Source organism: Pseudomonas sp. (genome assembly GCF_049301935.1).
In the GTDB taxonomy this organism is placed as follows: Bacteria; Pseudomonadota; Gammaproteobacteria; order Pseudomonadales; family Pseudomonadaceae; genus Aquipseudomonas.
The window spans coordinates 66,890-86,208 of the sequence record NZ_JBAQLP010000062.1; the positions used below are offsets into that span (position 1 = coordinate 66,890).

At 64.0% G+C, this 19,319-nt stretch carries 11 protein-coding genes and 1 pseudogene; 7 read left to right on the forward strand and 5 right to left on the reverse strand.

Going from position 1 to position 19,319, the window contains the following annotated elements:
• Nucleotides 1–133: 133 nt before the first annotated feature.
• The 3 genes and pseudogenes from WA145_RS09695 to pbpC all read right to left on the reverse strand — a co-directional run bounded on the left by WA145_RS09695 (nt 134) and on the right by pbpC (nt 4,589).
• The gene (locus WA145_RS09695) at nt 134–871 is read right to left on the reverse strand and encodes a methyl-accepting chemotaxis protein (protein WP_422581426.1); all 738 of its coding nucleotides are present in this window, start codon (nt 869–871) and stop codon (nt 134–136) included.
• A 132-nt stretch (nt 872–1,003) separates the two neighbouring features.
• A pseudogene (locus tag WA145_RS09700) lies at nt 1,004–2,065 on the reverse strand (HAMP domain-containing protein); the annotation flags it as partial.
• 154 nt (nt 2,066–2,219) lie between these two features.
• Nucleotides 2,220–4,589 (reverse strand): peptidoglycan glycosyltransferase PbpC, encoded by a 2,370-nt coding sequence (gene pbpC / locus WA145_RS09705; RefSeq protein WP_422581381.1) that lies wholly within the window; start codon nt 4,587–4,589, stop codon nt 2,220–2,222.
• Between the two features lie 633 nt (nt 4,590–5,222).
• Here pbpC and WA145_RS09710 point away from each other — a divergent pair.
• Entirely contained in the window at nt 5,223–8,738 is a 3,516-nt protein-coding gene (locus tag WA145_RS09710) for a beta strand repeat-containing protein (protein ID WP_422581382.1), read from the forward strand.
• Nucleotides 8,739–9,033: 295 nt separating this feature from the next.
• Nucleotides 9,034–9,327: a hypothetical protein gene (locus tag WA145_RS09715; RefSeq protein WP_422581383.1), complete on the forward strand. Its 294-nt coding sequence runs from the start codon at nt 9,034–9,036 to the stop codon at nt 9,325–9,327.
• 38 nt (nt 9,328–9,365) lie between these two features.
• Here the strand turns inward: WA145_RS09715 and WA145_RS09720 are convergent, their stop codons facing one another.
• Together WA145_RS09720 and WA145_RS09725 are read right to left on the reverse strand one after the other, a co-directional pair.
• Nucleotides 9,366–14,288 (reverse strand): alpha-2-macroglobulin family protein, encoded by a 4,923-nt coding sequence (locus WA145_RS09720; RefSeq protein ID WP_422581384.1) that lies wholly within the window; start codon nt 14,286–14,288, stop codon nt 9,366–9,368.
• A 154-nt stretch (nt 14,289–14,442) separates the two neighbouring features.
• Nucleotides 14,443–14,907 (reverse strand): aminoacyl-tRNA deacylase, encoded by a 465-nt coding sequence (locus WA145_RS09725; RefSeq protein ID WP_422581385.1) that lies wholly within the window; start codon nt 14,905–14,907, stop codon nt 14,443–14,445.
• Between the two features lie 175 nt (nt 14,908–15,082).
• Here WA145_RS09725 and WA145_RS09730 point away from each other — a divergent pair, with 175 nt between their 5' ends.
• The 5 genes from WA145_RS09730 (at nt 15,083) to ispA (ending at nt 19,179) form a co-directional block, all read left to right on the forward strand.
• Nucleotides 15,083–16,453 (forward strand): MATE family efflux transporter, encoded by a 1,371-nt coding sequence (locus WA145_RS09730; RefSeq protein ID WP_422581386.1) that lies wholly within the window; start codon nt 15,083–15,085, stop codon nt 16,451–16,453.
• Nucleotides 16,440–17,483: a diguanylate cyclase gene (locus WA145_RS09735; protein WP_422581387.1), complete on the forward strand. Its 1,044-nt coding sequence runs from the start codon at nt 16,440–16,442 to the stop codon at nt 17,481–17,483. The genes WA145_RS09730 and WA145_RS09735 overlap by 14 nt, the downstream gene beginning before the upstream one ends.
• 12 nt (nt 17,484–17,495) lie before the next feature.
• Nucleotides 17,496–17,951 carry a DUF2214 family protein gene (locus WA145_RS09740; protein WP_422581388.1) on the forward strand — a complete coding sequence of 152 codons (456 nt, stop codon included), beginning with the start codon at nt 17,496–17,498 and terminating at the stop codon, nt 17,949–17,951.
• A 98-nt stretch (nt 17,952–18,049) separates the two neighbouring features.
• Complete coding sequence (locus WA145_RS09745; protein ID WP_422581389.1) at nt 18,050–18,295, forward strand: exodeoxyribonuclease VII small subunit; 246 nt, start codon at nt 18,050–18,052, stop codon at nt 18,293–18,295.
• A complete protein-coding gene (ispA, locus tag WA145_RS09750; protein ID WP_422581390.1) occupies nt 18,292–19,179 on the forward strand; it encodes a (2E,6E)-farnesyl diphosphate synthase in 888 nt (295 codons plus the stop codon). The genes WA145_RS09745 and ispA overlap by 4 nt, the downstream gene beginning before the upstream one ends.
• The last annotated feature ends 140 nt before the right edge of the window (nt 19,180–19,319 follow it).

Genomic DNA, 19,319 nt, shown 5'->3' on the forward strand with positions numbered 1-19,319 from the left:
CCTCGATTCGCGGGCAAGCCCGCTCCTACAAAAACTCAACAGTCAGGTAGGGCGTACTCGCGTAGCAGTACGCCGGACGGGCTCCTGCAAAAGCCAAACAGAGCGACATCAGCCGATTCATATATAGCCAGACTCAAAGACGGAAACTGCCCATCTGTTTGGCCAAGTCATCGGCCAGGCCGCGCAGGGCGTGGCAGTCCTCTTTACACACCTGCACCTCGGCAACTGTGGCATGCGCCAGGTCGGCAATGCCCTGTACGTTGCGGTTGATTTCTTCGGTCACCGACGATTGCTCCTCGGTCGCGGCGGCCACCTGGGTGTTCATATCGCTGATGCGTTCGACCTGCTCGGTAATCGCACTGAGCGACTGGCCGGTACGCTGGCTGGCCTCGACTCCGGTGCCGGTGGCCGCCTGGCCCGCATGCATGGAACTGACGGCCGTTTCCGCGCCCTGCTTGAGGCGCTGGATCATCTGCTGGATTTCATCGGTGGAGCTCTGCGTGCGGCTGGCCAGGGTGCGCACCTCGTCGGCCACCACGGCAAAGCCACGGCCCATTTCCCCGGCGCGCGCCGCTTCAATGGCGGCGTTGAGCGCGAGCAGGTTGGTCTGCTCGGAAATGCCGCGAATCACCGCCAGCACCTGATCGATCGAGGCAACCTGATTGGCCAACTCGCTGACCGCAGAGGCCGCGCTGCCGATATCCGCAGACATCGTCTCAATATGGCTGATCGACTCGCCAACCTCCTTGCGCGCCTGCTGCGCCTCATCGCGCGCCGACTGCGAGGCATGCGCGGCGCTGCTGGCGTTGCGCGCAATTTCCTGCACGGTCAGGCCCATCTCATGCACGGCAGTGGCGACCATGTCCGTCATTTCCTGCTGCTGGCTGGAGCGCCCGGCGGTGTTATCGACCACCTGCGCCACCTGGCTGACCGAGGCGCGCAAGCGCTCGCTGGTCGTAAGCACATCGCTGATCAGGCTGCGCTGGCCGCCGATAAAGCGGTTGAAGCCACGCGCCAGATCGCCCAGTTCATCCTCGCGGGACTCATCCAGGCGGCGGGTCAGATCACCGCCACCGCCACCAATCTCCACCAGCGCGGCGGTCACCTGACGGATCGGCCGTACCAAACCGCGTGCCAGCAGCACCACCAGACCCAGGAACAGCACGGCCACGCCCACCCCGATCGCCGTCGTCATCAACAGCGCCTCACGCGCTTCGGCATAGATTTCCGCTTCCGGCACCTCGCTGACCAGCAGCCAGTCCAGGCTGGAGAGCTTCTGCGCCACCGCCAGGTAGGTTTCACCGTCACGTTCGAAACGCACCGCCTTGCCGCCGCTGCCCAGCAGCTCATTGGCCGGCGCGGTGCCAAACAGCTCGGCGAGACGGCCAGCGCCGCTCAGTTCGGCCTGCGGGTGCACCTTGATCTCGCCCTGGGCATCGATCAGAAACACCTGGCCGCGCTCACCGAAGCGAAAGTCGCGGATCATTTCCGACATGGCCTTGAGGCTGAAACCCAAACCGGACACCCCGAGGGTCTTGCCGCCCTGCTTGATCCGCTGGTTGATAAACAGGGTCGGCAGGCGCGTGCCCTTGTCGATATCGATTTCCAGCACCTGATCGCGGCTGCTGTCGACCAGTTTGTAGAACCACTGGTTTTCCGGCTGCTCACGGCTGATCACCCGGGCCAGGCCCGCGCCGGTGAAATAGTTGCCGCTGTCCAGCACGGCAATCGAGGTGGTCAGGGCGTTCTGCTGCTGGCGCACGCCTTCCAGGTAACGCGCCACGGCGTCGCGCTGGCCTTGCTCTTCGCCCGCCGCCAGCCAGTCCTGGATAAAGGCGTTGCCGGCAATCCCGGCGTTGGCGGTGATCGGCGCGGTCAGCACCCGCTCCAGGTCATTGCGAATCGCCAGCACCCGCGCCGGCAAGGCTTCTTCGACCAGAAAGCGCTCGGTCAGGCGATTGACCACCGCCGAGTAGACGCCGACCACGATCAGAATGCTGGCGAGCAGGGCGGCGCCCATGCTGAGAATCAGCTGCCACTGGATGCTGCGTTTCCATAAGCGCATGGAGATTACCTTTTAAATTTTGTTTGAATATGGCGATTGAATACATATATGTATACAAATTCAACGGCCATTCGGCTCAAAACCTTATCGACAGGATCTATGGCGGACTTGAGGTGCTAGCTCAGTAACAGCATAGATCGCGCTGCGGCATGGGCTATTGATTCAGGCTGAACTGCACCCGCGCGGTCTGCCCGCTTTCATCGAGCACGCTCAGCTGGTATTCGCCGGTGCGGCTAAAGGCCTGGTTGAACGCGGCCTCGGCGGCGCTTTCCGCCAGCGGTTGACCATCGACAAACCACCAGCGCCGGCCACTCCCGCCCAACGCCGAAAGGCGCAAACGCAGTGGCTCGTTACTGCCGACGGGGCGCCGCAGATGATCACCATCACGCACCCCGACAATCGACAAGGGTGCCGTTGGCGCAGCATGCTGCGGCGGGCACGCGGCATCGACCGCCGGCAGACGCGCGCTGCGCCGTTCACGCTTGGCCAGCCAGGGTTCCAGTGGCGCGGGCCATAGCGCCAGGTGCTGCGCCACCGCGCCCGGGCAACTGGCATCCACCCGCAGCCCCGCAGCGTTAAGCCAGAGGGTTTCCTGCAAACCCAGCCCCAGCGGCTGATCCTGCGCCGGCAAGGTCGGCGGCGTGGTGCCGTCCAGGGTCCAGGCCAAGCGCTGACGCCGGCAGTTGCGGTCACGGCTGTCGAGCGGCTGGCCCAGCGGCCAGCAGATCGCCGCCACGCCCACCGAGGCTGGCTGCGGGTCAAGCGGCAGGGCGATGCCGCGCTGGCTGTCGCGGTTGACCAGCAGATCATGCACTTGCAGCAACAGCGGCGCCGCCGAGGCCAGGCCGAACTGCCCCGGCACCGGGGTGCCATCGGGGCGACCAATCCAGATGCCGATCAGGTAACGCGGCGCCACGCCAATCGCCCAGGCATCACGAAAGCCGTAACTGGTGCCGGTCTTCCAGGCCAGGCTCGGGCGCTGCACCAGCTGTGCGCGCGGGTCGCGGTCCGGGCGCGCCTGACCGCTCAAGATGCGCCGCACGATCCACGCCGCACCGGGCGACAGCAGACGCCGCTCATGCAGCCCATCCTGCGGCTGAAACCGCAGACGCGCAGCCATGCCGCTCCGGGCAAAGGCGCTGTAACCGCTGACCAGCTCCTCCAGGCGGCTGCCGGCACCGCCGAGAATCAGCGCCAGATTGGGCTCGGCCAACGGCGGCAACAGCAGCGGCACCCCGGCGCTGCGCAACTCGCCGGCAAAACGCTTCGGCCCGTAAGCCTCCAGCAGTTGCACGGCCGGTAGATTCAAGGAGGTCGCCAGCGCCTCACTGGCGGACACCGCACCACTGAAACCGGCGGCAAAGTTGCCGGGGCGATAATCGCCATAATGCCGTGGCACATCCTGCAGCAGCGACTCGGAATGGATCAGCCCCTCGTCCAGGGCCATGCCGTAGAGAAAGGGCTTTAGCGTCGAACCGGGCGAGCGCAGCGCATTGATCATGTCGACATGGCCGAAGCGTTTGGCATCGCCGATATCCACCGAACCCAGATAGGCGCGCACCGCCATACTCGGCTGCTCGACCACCAGAATCGCCGCCGAGGTGCGCTCCGGCAGGCGCGCCCGCCAACCCAGCAGCAGGTCTTCCAGGCGGCGCTGCAAGGCGGCATCAATAGTCGTGCGAATCAGCGGTGGGCTGCCGGCCGTATTCAGCCGCCGCGCCAACAGTGGTGCCAGGCGCGGTTCCTGACGTGGCGCCAGCAGCACCGGTTCTTCCAGCGCATCGTTAATCGCCGGCTGCGGCCACACCGCAAAACTGGCCAGGCGTTTGAGCACCTTGTCGCGCGCGGCCTGGGCCCGCTCGGGATGGCGATCCGGTCGCAAACGACTGGGCGCCTGCGGCAGCACCGCCAGCAAGGCGGCTTCGGCGCGGGTCAGCTGACTCGGCGACTTGCCCAGGTAGGCCCAACTGGCGGCCGCCACCCCTTGCAGCGTGCCGCCAAAGGGCGCGCGATTGAGATACAGCGTAAGGATTTCATCCTTGGACAGCTGCCACTCCAGCTGCAGCGTGCGCCACAACTGCTTGAGCTTGCCGCTGTAGCTGCGCGCATGCGGATCGAGCAGGCGCGCCACCTGCATCGACAGGGTGCTGCCGCCCGACAGCACGCGCCCGCCGCGGAGGTTCTGCCAGGCCGCACGGCCCAGCGCCAGCGGGTTAACCCCGGGATGCTGGTAAAACCAGCGGTCCTCATAGGTCAGCAGCGCCTGCAGATAATAGGGCGATACCTCACTGGGGCTGACCGGGTAACGCCATACACCGTCGCGGTCGGCAAAGCGCCACAGCGGCGCACCATCCTCGGCCAGCACCACCCGGGCCAGGTCGTCGGCTGGCAGGGGCAGCGGGAACAGACGGTCGGCACTCCACAGCAGCACAAACACCAGCAGCAGGCTAAGCAGCAGCCAACGCAGGCGACGCCCTGGCAAACGGCCGTCATAGCGCTTACCCCACACGGCAATGCTGGTCATATCACCCCATATAAAGTTCGCCAATCCAGGCCTGCGCCTTTACCTGCGGCGGCACAGGCGCGCCCATTGTCGGTCATCAACCCTTCTGCGACAGTGACCGACGGCACTTTCCGAGCGGGGTAGCGGCACAGCATTCAAAGTTACGTCAGTCAATAAATTGACCATAAATAACCATTCGTCGAATTTACGACTGCCGCCCCAGAACAACTCAACAGCAGTCTTTACAGCGGCTCTGGCGGCGCCTACAACAATATCAAACTGACATCAGCTGGCATCGACCACAACCTGCGTCGGCAACCCGAAGACAAGGTTCTGATCACTGTTGTAGGAGTCCCGCCATGGGCGCTCTTAGTTTTTCAAGCCCGTCGCTTCGCGGGCTTCCTCGCTGCACAACGCCACCCTATTCCACTCTCAACCCAGCTCCGACCCGCCTAGGCCTTTCCGCTATATATGCAATGAGAACGGGCTATTTCCGCCGGATCATGGGAGAGGCTTGCCATCGTCGAAAGCGTCGCCACCCCACCTTCAACATTGCCAGCAACCTGGGTTGTTCAAGGGCCACGTAAAAAGGAAGTTGTTACCTATAACCTGCGCCTCTAACGAGCCGCGTTTTTGTTTAGAGAGGAAGTCGTCATGGCCATTTCCACAGTCTCTTTCAACAACACCCCGCAAGCCACCGGGGATATGTTTTATTACGATGCATTAGTACGTGAAGGTTTCAGTTACATCTATCTGGATGTGATGGCGAATGATCTAGGCGGCAAGGCCAAGACGCTCTACTCACTGGATGACGGCATGCTCGATGGCAGCGTAGCCACAGCAGCTGACATTCAAGCAGCCCTGTTAACTCAGTTAACTCACCCGACTATCAGTGCTTATGGCGCAAGCATCGAGATCAAATGGGATTCGACGGACGGAAAATTCAAAGTTGCCTATGACGCCAGCGCCCTTCAACACAACCTAGACTACCAGCAGCTTTCAGCGACTGATTACCTGACGGACAGCTTTACTTACGCCATCCGCCTGGGCAACGGCACGCTTAGCTGGGCCACGGCGACGGTCAAGATTTTGGGGGTCAACGATGCACCGGTGATCGATGCCGCTGGCTCCGACACCAGTGCCGACCTGACCGAAACCAATGCGCCCCTCAGCACCAGCGGTACCCTGCTGTTCAGCGATATCGACAGCGGCGATACGCCAGCCACCAGCTACACCGACAGCACCATCAGCGCCGTTGGCATCGCCCTCAGTGCCGACCAGCAAGCCGCCATCGCCGATGCGTTCAGCATCGATGCCGACGGCAACTGGAGCTTCGACCTGGCCTCGCCGGATTACCTCGCCGCAAGTGACGTGGTCACCGCCGTATTCACCGTCACCGTCACCGACGACCAGGGCGCCACCGCCACCCAGGACGTGACCATCACCATCACCGGCACCAACGATGCACCGGTGGTGGATCTCAACACCGGCACTGTAGGGCTGAACAACACCGCAACCTTTACCGAGGTGTCCGGGGCGGATACTGGCGCCAATGCGGTATTCTTCAGCGCGGGCGGTACAAACATCAGCGACGTCGATTCGGCCAATCTGGCCAACCTGAAAGTCAGCCTGTCAGCGGTCAGCGCCGCGACCGGCGATCGGCTGGTGTTTGGTGGCACCGTCATCGACATCACGGGCACGACGGCCATGGGCGAGGTGACAGCGGGTGGTACGGTGTTTCGGTATGCGATCGCTGATGTGAGCGGCACGCGCACCATCACCTTCACCAGCTTGAGCGGGTCGGGTGGTAGCGCCACAGAGGCGCCCAAGGCAAGTTACGAAGCGCTGCTGGACGGGCTCAAGTACAACAACACCTCGGACACGCCGGTGGATGGGAGTACGCGCGTCTTTAGCGTGACGGTCAACGACGGTACGATGAATTCGGCGGCAGCAACATTCACGGTAACGCTGGTGGCAGTAGCCGACGACACGACGCCGCCGACTGCGATTATTACTGGATCCAGCAGTAAGGACGTGACTGCTGGGACAGCTACCTTCGCCGTAGTATTTTCGGAGTCGGTAACCGGTGTGGATGCGAGTGACTTTGTTCTGACTGGTACTGCGTTTACCGCCCCTCCGAACCCAACGATTACAAACGTTACGGGATCCGGCGCAAACTATACGGTGACGGTGAGCTACGTTTCAGCGCCTCCCGCCAACGGTGGGGATCGCGGTAACTCCCTGACGCTTACGCTAAAAACTGGCACAAATGTTGTAGACGCTGCTGGGAACGTAGCGTTAACGGCATCTGGCACCATCAACTCACTGGCCCCCGCTGGTACTGCTGGCGAGCCGATCAACTTGGCACTGACCGATCCTTCCGATCACGTCGGCGCGGTCACGGTCAGCATCAGCGGTGTACCAACCGGCTGGACATTCAACGCAGGCACCAATAACGGTGACGGCACCTGGACGGTGTTGACCAACAACCCCAGCGCACTGACGGTCACCACGCCTGCTGATCACGTTGGGGCCATGGTGCTGAGTGTCAGCATGAGTTGGACCAACGCCGACGGCAGTACGGAAAACATGTTCATCGCCAACAACGTCGAAGCCTACGCCCCCGGCAATCCAATCTTCGCCTTGTCCATCGACGACAACCTCACCGGCTCCAGCGGCGCCGACCTGTTCGTCTTCGCCCAGCCGATCGGCAACAACGTCATCCACAGCTTCGACGCGGCGGCGGACAAGATCGACCTGATCGGCTTCGCCGGCGTCACCGGCTTTGCTGATCTGAGCATCGCTAACGACGCAAACGGCAATGCGCTGGTCAGCATCGGCTCCGGCCAGACCATCACGATCAAGGGCGTGGATGCGGCGGCCCTGGGTGCGGCCAACTTCCTGTTCGACGTGGACCCGCTGACGACCAATAGCGGCACCATCAGCATTGCCGACGGAGCGATCATGCCGTTCGGTGGCAGCATCCATAACAGCGGCAGCATCGAGCTGGGCTCCACCGGCAGCGAAACCGCCCTGGAAATCCTCTTCCGTGGTGCGAACTTGACCGGAGGCGGCCAGGTGCTGCTATCCGACAGCGCGCAAAACGTTATTTTCGGCGGCAGCGCCGACACCGTGCTGACCAATGTCGACAACCGCATCTCCGGCGCCGGCCAGTTGGGCGCCGGGCAGTTGGTGCTGATCAATGCGGGGCTGATCCTGGCCAGCGGCGCCAACGCCCTGGTGATCGACACCGGGGACAACACCATAGTCAACAGCGGCACACTGGAGTCTACGGGCGCGGGGGGCATGACGGTGGCCAGCGCGATCGACAACTCCGGCCACCTGTGGGCCAATGGCAGCGACCTGCGCCTGCTGGCCGACGTGACGGGCAACGGCAGCGCCACCATCGATGGCAATGCAACCCTTAGCTTCGCTGGCGCCGCCCATGCTTCGGTCGCCTTCTATGGCGGAGGTGCAGGCACGCTGGTGATCGCACAGGCCGAGGCGGCGGGCTCGCTGGTCGGCATTCTCGGCCTGGAAAGCGATGACTCGCTGGTGTTCGGCGATCTCGCTTTCGGCGCCAACACCCAACTCAGTTACAGCACCAACGCCTATGGCAGCGGCGGCGTGCTGACGGTGGACGACGGCACTCAGCGCGCCGAGGTGAGCCTGCTAGGCCACTATTCGGCGGCCGACTTCCAGGTCGCCGCCGGCGGCGAGGCCGGCACCCTGGTCAGCTACTCCGGTGCCCACAGCGGCACGCTGGTCGGCAGCATGCTGGCGGATGTGCTCAGTGGCGGCAGCGGCAACGACATCCTCGCCGGCCGCGGCGGGGCAGACACCCTCAGCGGTGGAGCAGGAGCCGACGTGTTCGCCTACCTCAACCTGGGCGATGGTGGCGACAGCATCCTCGACTACAGCTTCGCCGAAGGCGACGCGCTCGACCTCTCGGCGCTGCTGGACGCCAACTTCGTCACGGGCAGTAGCCAGGTTTCGGACTTCGTTCAGCTGGTGCAGGCTGGCAGCGACATCACCGTGCAGGTGGACACCGATGGCGCCACCAATGGTACGAACTTCGCCGATGTGGCGGTATTGAGCAACTACGGCACCCCAGCGATGGATATGGTGCGCATCTACTTCGGCGATAGCGATCACACTCTATCGGTCTGACGTTTGGGACAATAGGCCGCGAGAGGGACTTTTCCTTCTCGCGGCTTAGCCTGGCCTGCTCAAAATGGATCGCACAAGCCTTGCCCGCAAGTGACGACGCCTGGGCACCATGAACTAACCCAAGTGCCAGCCATGCGCCGTGGCAACGATAAAACCACCCAGCCCGCAACCCAATAGACCTGCATACCCGCTCCAGGAGTGGCACACTAGCCACCCTCTGCGATGGTCCAAACGTGACTGTCCGGAAGATTAACCCGCCGTGCCATTCAGGTACTCGGCTGATTGGGGCTAGTAGATGCGCGTAGAAGGCTTTTTCGAATCACTGGGCGAGGCATTCGGCTCGCTTATCCGTTTTATCGTCGAGGGCCTGAGCGGCTTTTTCGGCCTGTTCAGCGGCGCGGTCAGCAGCTTTATCACGGGCATGTCCAAGGCCCTTGGGGTGACGCCGTCATTGCTCAGCATCGTGGTTCTGGTCGCCGGCCTGTGGCTGCTGTACCTGGCGGTGCGCGCCTTTATCCGCCGCTCGATCATTGCCGGAGTGATCTGGCTGGTGCTGGGGTTGTGGTTGCTAAGCGGCCTGATCAGCTAAGTCACACTGGCTAAACAACTTGGCGGGCCTTGTGCGTTCTAGCGCTCTTTAACCACCAGACGTCCCGGGCTTTCGCCCAGTGCCTGCCAGTTCGGTCGGTACATCGACTCCACTTGCGGTGGCGGCACGCGGTAGCTGCCGGGGGTGACGGCGCGGGCCAGGTACAGCAGGTGGGTGGTGTCGTAGCCGTTTACATCCAGCGCGGCAACGTAGCGATCAGCGCGGAACTCCTGGTGTTTGATCGCCGCGTTCTGCATCGACTCACGCCACTCCTTCACCGCGCTGCTGGCGTCGTCGAGGCTGGCGGCGCTTTGCGCCAGGTTCTGGTTTTCCAGTTCCAGGCCCGCCGGCAGCAGGTCGACCACCAGGGCATCCGGCACCCGCTGCTTGGCAGAAACTGCCAAGTGCACCAGCACCAGCTCGCCGCTGTGCAAGTCGCTCAGGTCCAGCGCCTCACCATCCATGCCTAAGTATTCACGGTAGATGCTGAGGTTTTCACCACCCGCCGCCGGGGCCTGGCGTGGGTAGCCGGACAGGGTCAGCTGCTGGTACAGCGGCGTATCACCCGGTTGACTTGCCAAGTTGCGGATGCTCAACGGCGCAGTAAGGTCGCTGCCATCGAGCTTGAAGCCCGGCTGGGCATTGCTCAGCTCGAAGGCCAGGCTGCCGCTTTGCAGGGCCGCGCGCCAGCTCGGCTGCGGTTTGCTCAGCAGGTTGCGCCCGGCCAGGTACAGCGAGTTGCGTTCCTGAGTCGACAGCCACTGTTGCCCGGCCACTTCGTCGGCCAGCTTGAACAGCCGCTCTTCGCGGCGATTGCCGGCCAGATCATGCTCTTCCAGCAGCGCCAGAATCAGCGCCTGATCGCGCAGCGGGCTGCCGTAATCGGCCAGCCAGGTGTTGCTCTCACGACCACGGGCCAGGCCAGCGGTCAGCAGCTCATCGGCGCGCGGCTGGTCGCCCATTTTCTCCAGGGCCACGGCCAGGTGCACCAGGGGCAAGCCGGAGCGTGCATCGCTGCGCCGCTCATACAGGCTGCGCAAGGCCCCCAGCGGCGCCTGTTGGCTGCGCGCCAGCACGTAACCGGCGTAGGCCTGCACGGCAAAGCGGCTGTGCTCGGCATTATCGCTGTAGTTGACCTCGATCAGATGACGCTCCTGCAGGTAACGCAGCAGGCGTTCATTGGCCTTCTTCAGCGCCTCTTCCGGCACGCCGAAGCCCTGCTCGCGGGCACGCAGGAGGAAGTCGCTGACGTAAGCGGTCAGCCAGTATTCCTCATCGCTGTCCGCGCCCCACAGGCCGAAGCTGCCGTTGTAGCGTTGCATGCTCAGCAGACGCTCAATGCCCAGTTCGATGGAGCGCTTGCGCTGCTCATCCGGCTCGGCGTCCACGCCCAGACGTTTCAGCGTGGCCGCATCGGCATACAGCGACGGATACAGACCGCTGGTGGTCTGCTCCAGGCAGCCGTATGGATAGGCTTTAAGCGCACGAATCTGCTCGCCAAGATTCAGCGGCGGACGACTGGAAATCGCCAGACGCGCCTCCAGGCCTGCAGCTTCAAAAACACTAAGTGCATTGGCCGGCAGCAGCCAGGCTTCGTCTTTCAGCACGGCGCGGAAGTGCTGCAGCTTCGCCGGGTAGGCTGGGCGAATGCCCAGGATCCACTCACGGCTAAACGGTGGTAGCTCCTCACCCGGCAGGGCCAGGCCATTGACGCTGACCTTGAAGCGCCCTTGGCCATAACCGCCCAACGCGGTGACCGGAATGCGCAGAATGGTCCGTTGACCATCCGCCAGGGTAATCGGCGCCACTGCCGCGCCCGGATGCTGCGCCAGGCGCAGCTGACCTGCGGCGCTCAGTTGCACATCGAGTTTCTGCTCACGTCCGGACAGGTTGCTCAGGTCCAGGGCCAGGGTGGTTTCATCACCACCGGCGAGGAAGCGTGGCGCCGACAGCTCGGCAATCAGCGGCGCAGCGACCAGCGTCTTACCTTCGCCCATGCCGTAATGCTCGTCGGTCCAGGCTTGCGCCATCAGCCGCAGTTCGCCGTTGAAGTCGGGGATCGCCAGGCTGACTTCGCCTTCGCCCTGCTCGTTCAGTTGCAGCGGCTGGCTCTGCAGCGCGACGATCAGCACGCTGGTGTCCGGGCGTTTGCCGCCGCCGGCCAGCGCCGCGTCACCACCGAAGGCCAGTTTGGCCATCCGGCCCTGGCCGGCTTCGATCAGTTGCCCGTAGATATCCAGCTGATCCGCGCCATAGGCCTTACGGCCGAAGAAGTTGGCGAATGGATCGGGCGTGGCGTACTCGGTGATATTGAGGATGCCGACATCCACAGCGGCCACCAGCACCTGCGCCTGTTTCGGCACACTGCCGTCAGCGTTGCGCGCCTGCACCTTGACCTTCAGTGGCTGGTTGGGACGCATCTTTTCTGCAGCGGTCAGGGTCAGCGCCAGTTTGCGCGGCGCACGCTCCAGCGGCAGATGCAGCAGGCCGACCGCGCGCTTGGGCGTGGCATTGCTCTTGCGTTCGCCAGGGCGAACCACCAGGGCGCTGACATACAGGTCATGCCGCGCCCAGTCCTTGGCAATCGGGATGTCGAAGGTCTTGCCCTCGGCCGGCACCTCGACTTCCTGCCACCACAACGGCCCTTCGCTGGACTCCACCATCAGGTAGCCCTTGCCCGCAGAAGGCGGGGTGACGGTGACCTGGGCGGTGTCGCCATCGACGTAGGCCGGTTTATCCAGCGCCAGCTTGACCTGGTCCGGGCGCACCGCACCGCCGTCAGCGTTGTCCTGCCAGCGGTAGCCAGCCCAGAAACGCAGGCTGCTGAGCAGGCCGGTTTGCGCATCAATCACTTCAACGCGGTATGGGCCCCACTCCACCGGAAAGCTGATCTTGGCGGTACCGCCAGCGCTGACCTTAAGAGTTTCTTCATTGAGGGTGAGGAATTTCTCGGTGTAGTTATGGCTCCAGCCATCGCTTTCGGAGAAGTTCCAGAAGTAGTCACGCCGTTCACGAATCAGGCGCACGCTGAGTTGGTCAGCCGCCAGCTTATTGCCCTGCGCATCGGCCACCAGCACTTCAAACTCGGCCAGGCTGTCGGCGTCCACTTCTTCGCCATCGAACAGCCCGCGCACACCGGGCAGACGCTCGGCCGGCCAGACCGGCTGGATAATCCGCCGGGTAATCGCCCGGCCACCGGATTCCTGCAGGCTGGCTTGCAGGATCAGACGCAGCGGCGATTTGGCATCGGCCCAGCGGCTTTCGATATCCAGGCTGGCCTTGCCCTGCTCGTCGAGGCTGGTTTCATCCAGCTCGATGTCCTCGCTCAGCTCTTCTTCGGTAACCGAACCGAACTGATAGCCAGGCAAACTCGCCACCGCCTCACGTAGGGGGCGGACATAGAGCTGACCACTTAAGCGATTGCCCGCCGCTGGCGCGCCATACAGATAGCGCCCGGTGACCTCGAAGCGGGCGTTTTCTGCCGGGCTGTAAGGCACATCGCTGCCCTTGAGTTCCAGGGCCATGCGCTCCGGCAGGAAGTCTTCCACGGAGAATTCATACAGCTGCTGGCGGCCATCGCCGAGGTCGAACAGCAGTTGCCAGCGCCCGGTCGGCGCCTCATCGGCCAGTTGCAGCTGGTACTGATAGAGGCCGGCATCATCGGCCTGCCAGACGAATTTGCGGCTGACCTGCTCATCCGGGCGGCGCACTTCCACATTTACCGGCTGGGCTTTTACCGCGCGGCCATCGGCATCACGCAGTAGGCCGTTGAGCAGCACGGTTTCGCCGGGGCGATAAAGGTCACGCGGGCCAAACACGAAGAACTGCAACGGGTGGGCGACGGGCCCGGCAATGTCGAACTCGGCCAGGTCCAGCGCCGCGGTGTTCAGGCGTAGCAGGCTGGTCTGTTCGCCCTGATGGGCCAGCAGCACTTCGGCCTTGGGCGGCAACGGCAGTTCGCCATGGCCGGCGCTGTCGGTCTTGCCTTCGGCCAGCACCTGGCCTTCGCCATCAAGAATTTCCAGGCGCACATCGCCCAGGGCATCACCGCCGGCCAGGGCCTGGGTGAACACATCGAGTCGGTTCTGGTAGCGCCGCGCGGACAGGCCAATATCACTCAGGGTGAACAGCGTGGCCGGTTGCGCGTAGTTGTAGCTGCCAGCCTCACGCATCACCGCCAGGTACACGCCGGGCTGCTTGAACGGCTGCAGGCCGGCAATCGGCAGCAGCAGGGTTTCGCGGGTGTTACGCGCAGGATTCAGGTCAAAGCGGCCGCCGTAGACCAGCTCGGCCATCGGCAGCAGGCTGCGGGCTTCCCAGTTATCCAGGTTGCTCGAACGGCCCCAGCGGTTGAGAAAGGCCGGCAGCGACTCGGGCTTGATGCGGAAGAACTCGACATTGATCTTGTCGACGTTCAGCGCAATAACCGGCAGGCCTTCGGCCAGGCGTGTGGGCAACAAGGAGCCACGGCTGGCAAAGCCGACACTGGCTTGCAGGTCGCGGGTTTCCAGGCGGGTGACCTGCTCGGCGGCGAGGCTCTTGCCGTTCAGCCCGAGCAGACCGGCATCCACGGTCAGCACCAGTTTGCGCTGCGGCTCCAGGTGGCGCAGGCGCACCTCCATCAGGTTGTCGCTCAGTTCCCAGGCGCCATCGACCTTGCCGTCTTTGCTGTCGACCAGGTGCAGGCGCTCGGCGAGCTTCTGCTCGGGGTCGAGCGGCACCGAGAAGCTGATCGACAGGGTGCTGGCGCCATCGAGCTGCACTTCCGAAACGTCCACCACCGTCAGTTCGCGGCCGGCGTAACGCTCGGCCAGCGCCTTGCGCTCGAGCGCCGGCTTGGCCGCCTCGCTGCTCACGGGGGAGGGTTGGGTCGCCGTCACTTCGGCCGGCCCAGGGGTGGATGAATCACAGGCGCTGAGCAGGCTCAGGGCAAGTGCCAGAAGCAGTCCATTCTTCGGCATTGCGGGCTCCAACAAGGGTGGTAGATGCAGCCACACACTATAGTCGAGCCCCCGGCGGCCGACGAGCGGGCCACCGGCAAAGCCACGAGCAGCGCACAACTCTCCGCCGTCCGGCGAAATGCCGGATCAGACCGCGGCTCCTAGGCCTCAAGCCTCAAGCACAGAGTTCGCGGATCTCGGCATTGGGCACCAGCCTGAAGAACTCATCGACCGGCATATGCACCAGGCTTTCGTGGTCCCCGGCCTCCAGGTAGATATCCTGCTGGCCGACCAGCATGGGGTCGATCAGCATGTCCAGGCCATAGAGCTCGCCAATGGCCGGCACCGCACCGCGCTGACAATCCTTGAACAGCCTGGCCAGCGCCTGTTCGCCGCTCAGCTGCCAACGCCGCGGGCCCTTGCGTACCTTGCTCAGGTCCAGTTGGCGATTGGCCGGCAACACGGCCATCAGGTAATGCCCGCGGCGATCGTCGAGGATCACCGACTTGGCCATGCGTGCGGCCGGAATACCCGCCTTGCGGGCCGACTCCAGGCTGGTCGCCGTTATATCGTGCGCAAGCAGCTCGTACTGGCAGTGCGCACGCTGCAGGTTGCGCTCAAGGGTTTGTGCCATGTGCATAACCACCTCCTCGACTGCGCCATACGCAGTCATTACCCCCTGAGTTCAGTGTAGCCAGCCCGCTCCCGTGCAGCGGCCGGCCTCTGCAACCCTTGCTGCTATGGCGAGGCCTGTATAGGCGAAACCGCACTATCAACTGGGCTGCGCTTATAATCGGCGTTTTTCCGGAGCGCCCATGTCCGCACTGCTCGACGCCTGGCAGCACCGCCCGACTCAGCGCAAGGTCTGGGCGCTGGCCGCGCCGATGATCCTCTGCAACCTCTCGGTGCCACTGGTGGCGCTGGTCGACAGCGCGGTGATCGGCCACCTGCCGCACGCCCACCAATTGGCCGCCGTGGCCGTGGGCGGCAGCCTGTACACCTTGCTGGCCTGGGCGGCGGGCTTTCTGCGCATGGGCACTAGCGGTTTCAGTGCCCAGGCCGCCGGGCGCAATGATGGCGGCGCGCTGCGTCAGGTGCTGCTGCAGGGTTTGCTGCTCGGCGTGCTGTTGGCGATGTTGCTGATCAGCTTGGCGATTCCCCTGAGCAGCGCCGCGCTGAGCCTGATGCAACCCTCGGCGCAGCTCGATGAGCTGGCGCGCAGCTACCTGCATATCCGCCTGCTCGGCCTGCCGGCGGCGCTGGCCACTTACGCCCTGGTTGGCTGGCTGCTGGGCACGCAGAACGCCCGCGGGCCGCTGGCCATTCTGCTGACCAGCAACCTGCTGAATGTGGCCCTCGATTTGCTGTTTGTCCTCGGCCTGCACTGGGGCGTGGCCGGCGCGGCCTGGGCCTCGGTGCTTGCCGAATGGAGCGGTGCCCTGCTCGGCCTGTATCTGGCACGCCGTGCCCTGCGCGCCTATGCCGGCACGCTGGACTGGGCGGCGCTGCGCCGCTGGCTGAGCTGGCGACCGCTGCTGGCGGTGAACCGCGACATCTTTATTCGCACCCTGGCGCTGCAGGCGGTGTTCTTTCTGATCACCGTGCAGGGCACGCGCCTGGGTGATGCCACGGTGGCGGCCAATGCCCTGCTGCTCAACGGCCTGCTGCTCGCCGCCCACGCCCTCGACGGCCTGGCCCACGCCCTCGAGGCGCTGTGTGGACATGCCCTGGGCGCCCGGGATCGCCATGCGCTGCGGCGAACGCTGATCGTCGCCGGCGGTTGGTCACTGCTCGCCAGCCTGGGTTTTGCGTTGTTCTTTCTGCTCGGCGGGCACTGGTTTATCAGCCTGCAGACCACTATCGCGGCGGTGCGCGAGACGGCGTTCGCCTACCTGCCCTATCTCGCCCTGCTGCCGCTGATCGCGGTGTGGGGCTACCTGCTCGACGGGCTGTTTATCGGCGCCACCCGTGCCCGCGAGATGCGCGACGCCATGTTGCTGGCGCTGCTGCTCAGCTTGCCGTTGGCCTGGAGCCTGCAACCGCTGGGCAACCAGGGCCTATGGCTGGCTTTTCTGAGCTTTATGGGGCTGCGCAGCCTGTGCCTGGGTGGCTATGCTTACCGTCTGACCCGTGACGATCGATGGTTCGCCCCCAGCCAATCCGGAGCCTCCCATGCTCAGCCCTGAAATGCCCTGTGATGAAGCGCTGCGCCAACAGACTCTCGATGACCAAGAGCTGCTCGACACGCCTGCCGACCCCTATCTGGACACCCTGGTGCGGGTGGTGCGCGATGTGTTCGCGGTCAGGACCGTACTGGTTAGCTTGATCGACCATGATCGCCAGTGGTTCAAATCGCGCATCGGCCTGGAGCTCAACGAAACCCCGCGCACCATCTCGTTCTGTGCCCACGCGATCCTCGGCACCCAGCCCTTTATCGTTGAAGACACTCACAACGACCTGCGCTTTCATGACAACCCGCTAGTGATCAACACCCCGCACATCCGTTTTTATGCCGGGCAGCCGCTGCTCTCCGAGGAAGGTCAGGCGCTAGGTACCCTGTGCCTGTTCGACCCGCGTCCCGGTCGCCTGAACGAGCAGCAGGTGCGTCTGCTTATCGATATGGCCACCCTGGTCGAGGGCTACCTGAAGCTGCGTCACGTCAGCGCGCAGACCGTGCAACTGCGCGCGGCGCTAAGCCGTGAACAACGCAAGGTCATGCTCGACCCGCTGACCCAGCTGTGGAACCGCGCCGGCCTCAACCATTTTCTACCGCGGCAGCAGGAGCAGGCCGCCGACCTGGGCCTGCAGCTCGGCGTGCTGTTCTGCGACCTCGACTACTTCAAGAAGGTCAACGACAACCACGGCCACGCCATCGGCGATCAGGTGCTATGGGAAGCCGCGCGACGTATCAGCGCAGCGGTGCGCCCGCAGGATGTAGTGACGCGCAGCGGCGGCGAGGAGTTCGTGGTGCTGCTGCAAGTGCATGATCAACATGAACTGCTGCAAATTGCCGAGCGTGTTCGCGGCGCCCTGAACAAGGAGCCGGTGGCCATCGACGAGTTGCAACTCAACCTGACCATCAGTGTCGGCGCAGCCCTGCGCGGCCCTCAAGAAGCACCGACGGCCACCCTAAACCGCGCCGACCAGGCGCTGTATCAGGCCAAGGGCAATGGCCGTAATCGGGTCGAACTCGCCAGTTGCATATCAACCACCTGAAGGGATGCTCCCATGGGCCAAGCCATTGCCGCCTACCTGCATTACCTGTCGATCTTTTTGCTGTTCGCCCTGCTCAGTATCGAGCATGTGCAATTCAAACTGCCGCTGGATCTGCGCCGCGCACGCAGCCTGATCATCACCGACATCGCCTACGGCATCTGCGCCGGCGTGGTGCTTTTCACCGGTCTGGCGCGGGTGTTGTGGTACGGCAAGGGCCTGGACTACTACCTGAGCAACAGCCTGTTTCACGCCAAAGTCGGCCTGTTTATTCTGGTCGGGCTGATTTCCGTGGTGCCGACCTTTGTCTTCCTCAACTGGCGCAATAGCCTCAAGGCCGGCGAGGTGCCACTGGTCAGCCCAGCCAAGGCGCGCCTGGTGATCATGGTGATTCGCCTGGAACTGTTGCTGCTACTGGCCATCCCATTATTAGCGGTGCTGATGGCACGCGGTTATGGCGGGATCGACTGACAGCCAGCCCTGCCCCACGCCCCGCGATTTGCCCGCACGGCATGGCTCTGCTAGTGTCGCGCCGGTTCCGATTCCCCGATCCGCCCGAGATATCCGCCATGGCCGCCCGCAAAAAAGCCGCGCTCGATTTCGAGCAATCCCTGAGCGATCTGCAGAACCTGGTCGAACGTCTGGAAAACGGCGAGCTGTCGCTGGAAGACTCACTGACCGCCTTCGAACAAGGCGTGCGCCTGACCCGCGATTGCCAGAGCGCCCTGGCCCAGGCCGAACAGAAAGTGCAGATACTGATGGAACGCGACGGCGAGCTGGAGGAAGCCCCCTTCGACGCGGATCAGCAGGCATGATTGCGGCTTACCAGAGCAGCTGCCAACGCCGCGTCGATGCGGCCCTGGAGACTCTGCTGAGCAGCCCATGCCCGGAGCTGGAACGCCTCTACGCCGCCATGCGCTACAGCCTGTTTAACGGCGGCAAGCGGGTGCGCCCGCTGCTGGTGTATGCCGCCTGCGAAGCCCTCGGTGGCGAGCCTGCGCGCGCCAATGCTGCCGCTTGCGCGGTGGAGCTGATCCACGCCTATTCCCTGGTCCACGATGACCTGCCGGCGATGGACGATGACGACCTGCGCCGCGGCCAGCCGACTACCCACAAAGCCTTCGATGAAGCCTGCGCGATTCTTGCCGGCGATGGCCTGCAAAGCCTGGCGTTTGAAGTACTCAGCGATGCCACACACAACCCGCATGACGCCGAACTGCGCCTGGCCATGCTTAGCACCCTGGCCCGCGCCGCTGGCCCGGCCGGCATGGTTGGCGGCCAGGCCATCGACCTCGGTTCGGTGGGCCGGCGGCTCGACCAGAGCGCCCTGGAAATCATGCACCGGCACAAGACCGGCGCCTTGATCGAAGCCAGCGTGCAACTCGGCGCATTGGCCAGTGGCCAGGCCGACGACCACGCGCTAAAAGCCCTGCACACTTACGCCCGCGCCATCGGCCTGGCCTTCCAGGTGCAGGACGATATCCTCGACGTGGAAAGCGACACCGCCACCCTGGGCAAGACCCAGGGCAAGGATCAGGCCCACGACAAACCCACCTACCCGGCCCTGCTCGGCCTCGACGCGGCCAAGGCCTACGCCCTGGAACTGCGCGACCAGGCCCTGCATGCCCTGCGCCCGTTCGACCAGGCCGCCGAGCCGCTGCGTGATCTGGCGCGCTATATCGTCGAGCGACGCAGCTAAGCCAGCACAGCCCCCATCGCGGGCAAGCCCGCTCCTACAGATCAGCCACGCGCCTGCAGGCGCGGCGGGGACGCCTAGGCCATACCCGCGCCCCTTATCACCCCTATCAATAACCCAACCCTCAGCCGCTAAGGCTTGGT

Excerpts from the sequence above, each read along its gene's own strand:
- WA145_RS09695 (WP_422581426.1), bottom strand. The coding sequence starts at position 871 with ATGACGGACATGGTCGCCACTGCCGTGCATGAGATGGGCCTGACCGTG.
- pbpC (WP_422581381.1), bottom strand. The coding sequence starts at position 4,589 with ATGACCAGCATTGCCGTGTGGGGTAAGCGCTATGACGGCCGTTTGCCA.
- WA145_RS09710 (WP_422581382.1), top strand. The coding sequence starts at position 5,223 with ATGGCCATTTCCACAGTCTCTTTCAACAACACCCCGCAAGCCACCGGG.
- WA145_RS09715 (WP_422581383.1), top strand. The coding sequence starts at position 9,034 with ATGCGCGTAGAAGGCTTTTTCGAATCACTGGGCGAGGCATTCGGCTCG.
- WA145_RS09720 (WP_422581384.1), bottom strand. The coding sequence starts at position 14,288 with ATGCCGAAGAATGGACTGCTTCTGGCACTTGCCCTGAGCCTGCTCAGC.
- WA145_RS09725 (WP_422581385.1), bottom strand. The coding sequence starts at position 14,907 with ATGCACATGGCACAAACCCTTGAGCGCAACCTGCAGCGTGCGCACTGC.
- WA145_RS09730 (WP_422581386.1), top strand. The coding sequence starts at position 15,083 with ATGTCCGCACTGCTCGACGCCTGGCAGCACCGCCCGACTCAGCGCAAG.
- WA145_RS09735 (WP_422581387.1), top strand. The coding sequence starts at position 16,440 with ATGCTCAGCCCTGAAATGCCCTGTGATGAAGCGCTGCGCCAACAGACT.
- WA145_RS09740 (WP_422581388.1), top strand. The coding sequence starts at position 17,496 with ATGGGCCAAGCCATTGCCGCCTACCTGCATTACCTGTCGATCTTTTTG.
- WA145_RS09745 (WP_422581389.1), top strand. The coding sequence starts at position 18,050 with ATGGCCGCCCGCAAAAAAGCCGCGCTCGATTTCGAGCAATCCCTGAGC.
- ispA (WP_422581390.1), top strand. The coding sequence starts at position 18,292 with ATGATTGCGGCTTACCAGAGCAGCTGCCAACGCCGCGTCGATGCGGCC.